This is a genomic window from Microbacterium testaceum (genome assembly GCF_001476285.1).
Taxonomy (GTDB): Bacteria; Actinomycetota; Actinomycetes; order Actinomycetales; family Microbacteriaceae; genus Microbacterium; species Microbacterium testaceum_B.
In genome coordinates, this window is record NZ_LDRU01000136.1 from 1 (window position 1) to 750 (window position 750).

2 protein-coding genes are annotated in these 750 nt (G+C 67.1%); both read right to left on the reverse strand.

Translation table 11 applies throughout. The features are described from left to right. Positions 1-163: histidine phosphatase family protein (locus tag NS283_RS17840; protein ID WP_193752714.1), on the reverse strand; the 163-nt coding region annotated here is incomplete at its 3' end. 89 nt (positions 164-252) lie between these two features. After that, positions 253-750 (reverse strand): DedA family protein (locus NS283_RS17845; protein ID WP_058598186.1); only part of this gene is annotated, 498 nt, incomplete at its 5' end.

Sequence of the window (750 nt, forward strand, 5' to 3'; positions counted from 1 at the left end):
GTGCCGACACGGGCCGATCGAGCCCGTGGACGTACTCGGCGGCCTGGCGTGCCATGTGCCGGCCGTCGACGCTCAGACCGAACCCGGGGAGCCGACCGTAGAGCACGCGACGGGGGTTGTGAACCTCCCCGTGGCGCACGAGATGAAGGCGATCCGCGGGCACCGGATCAGTCTACGGGCGGGTTCTGTGGTCTGACTGAGCGAGCGAGCGGGTTGTCTCGACGTGGAGATACCGCGGAAGGATGCCGTAGCTCAGGCGTCGTGACGCGTGTCGGCGGTATCGCGCCGCGAAGCGAGCAGCGACCGGATGCGGCTGTACAGGAACCATGCCACCCCGATCGCGACGGCCGCGATGACGACGTACTGCAGGATCGAGGCGTACTCCTCGACGATGTGCCAGTTCTCGCCCAGCAGGTAGCCCGAGAGCACGAAGATCGTGTTCCAGATGAGGCTTCCCGCGCCGGTGAGCAGGCCGAAACGCCACATCGGCATCTTCGAGACGCCCGCGGGGATCGAGATGAGACTGCGGAAGATCGGGATCATGCGCCCGAAGAACACCGCCTTGCCGCCGTGGCGCTCGAACCAGGCCACGGTGCGATCGACGTCTTCGGGGTGCAACAGGGGCATCTTCTCGGCGAAGCTGCGCAGGCGAGCGGCCCCGAGCCAGCGCCCCAGGCCGTAGAGCATGAACGCCCCGACCACGGATCCGACGGTCGTCCACAGCAACGCCTCGAAGAGGGTTGACACACA